Genomic DNA, 240 nt, shown 5'->3' with positions numbered 1-240 from the left:
CTACGTAACCGGTTCTTATGATGTATCGGTAACGGATGCCGGTACGGTTGCAGAACTCTCCGCCATTGATGTAGACACCACAGGCACGGTGACCTATGGCCTGGGTGTGAAGGATCAGGCCTCAGCCCTGGCCGCCAACACCAACAGCTACGTAACCGGTTCTTACGATATTTCGGTAACGGATGCGGGTACGGTTGCAGAACTCTCCGCCATTGATGTCGATACTACCGTCACGGTGAC

1 protein-coding gene is annotated in these 240 nt (G+C 54.6%); it reads left to right on the top strand.

Annotated features, from left to right (window positions below):
* Nucleotides 1-240: hypothetical protein (locus tag V5T57_RS20775; RefSeq protein WP_332893184.1), on the top strand; the 240-nt coding region annotated here is incomplete at both ends.

Origin of the sequence: Magnetococcus sp. PR-3 (genome assembly GCF_036689865.1) — a bacterium.
In the GTDB taxonomy this organism is placed as follows: Bacteria; Pseudomonadota; Magnetococcia; order Magnetococcales; family Magnetococcaceae; genus Magnetococcus.
This window is presented reverse-complemented; position numbering and strand designations above follow the sequence as displayed.